The following is a 1,367-nucleotide window of genomic DNA, read 5'->3' on the forward strand; positions in this document are numbered from 1 at the left end:
AACACCTATTGGTACAAGATGGCGGAGCCGGAAGCGTCTTCGACGGGAGTCGCTCTGGCACGGGCCGCCCGGTGACTCGGAGAACACGTGCCATCAGGCTTGCCGTTGATTTGTCCACGGCGGCCCGGTGGGCGAGAGCTCCGACCGGGAGTGACTTGATAGAAGCTTGCTGAGCCGTCAACTCGCAATAGGTATGTCCCTCGGTTAGGGCTCTCGTCCACTGCCCCGTCTTCGAACAGGTACAGCAGAAGGGACACGTCGATGGTGACAGTGGGAGTTGACCCGCACAAGCATGTTCATGTGGCAGTGGCTGTGGACGCTGCTGGCCGACAGGTCGGCAGGACTCTGACTGTCAAGAATGGACCGCATCTGATCACAGCACTGTTGGTCTGGATTCGGTCGATCAGTGACGACCAGACGCCAGTCACATGGGCGATCGAGGATGGGCACGGATTCGCCCGAAGGCTCGCTGACGGACTGCTCATGGCCGGCCAAGAGGTGGTCTGGGTCCCGACCCGACTCATGGTCGCACACCGCAGGCTCCACGCTGCTACCGGCGCAAAGTCGGACCCCGTTGATGCTGCAGCAGCGGCACGCGCGGCAATCGCGACACCAGGACTGGACAAGCACCGCATCGACGAACGGGTCCGTGAGCTTCGGGTCCTGGTCGATTATCGGGCCAACTTGGTGAAACGGCGAACTGCAGTGATCAACCAGCTCAAGGCCCAACTACACCTCTGGCTGGATCACACCCCAGGAGATCTGGCACGGGCCACGGCCATCGCCTCGGTGACGGTGCTGCTGAAGAACTGCTCACTGCGCCCGGGCGTCGTAGGGGTCATGAGCGACATGCTCAGCGAACTGGCCGCCGTCAACCAGCGCGTCCGTGACCTTGACCTCACCATCAGGCAGCTGGTCACCCCGCTGGCTCCCTCGCTGCTGCACATCACAGGTATCAGCCACATCTCCGCAGCTGTGCTGATCGCCGAGATCGGCGATATCTCTCGCTTCTCGAACTCCGCCAAGCTCGCCCGCTATACCGGATGCGCCCCGATCCCGGTCTATTCCTCAGACAAGGAACGCCATCGCCTACACCGGGGAGGGAACCGCAGGCTCAACAGCGTCCTTTACACCGCAGCAATCGTGCAGAAGCGACGAGAACCCGCAGCACAACAACTACTCGCACGCCACGAGCCAGGCAAAGGCACCCGAGGCGCACGTCGCATCCTCCAACGGCACCTGGTCGACGTCGTGCACAGAGCGATGCTCGCCGACCGGGCGACCTGGACCCATCAAATCACTCAGCTCGCTCCGGCGGCTTGACATAGAAGCATCAACGGGCTGCTGCGCCAGTACTTCCCCAAGGG

1 protein-coding gene is annotated in these 1,367 nt (G+C 62.5%); it reads left to right on the top strand.

Annotated elements, in window-relative coordinates:
- Positions 1-261: 261 nt before the first annotated feature.
- The gene (locus ACTQ49_RS14920; protein ID WP_441828623.1) at positions 262-1,323 is read left to right on the top strand and encodes an IS110 family transposase; all 1,062 of its coding nucleotides are present in this window, start codon (positions 262-264) and stop codon (positions 1,321-1,323) included.
- The last annotated feature ends 44 nt before the right edge of the window (positions 1,324-1,367 follow it).

The sequence above is a fragment of the Luteococcus sp. Sow4_B9 genome (genome assembly GCF_052116585.1).
GTDB lineage: Bacteria > Actinomycetota > Actinomycetes > Propionibacteriales > Propionibacteriaceae > Luteococcus.

Coding starts and splice junctions, on each gene's coding strand:
- ACTQ49_RS14920 (WP_441828623.1), top strand. CDS start 262: ATGGTGACAGTGGGAGTTGACCCGCACAAGCATGTTCATGTGGCAGTG.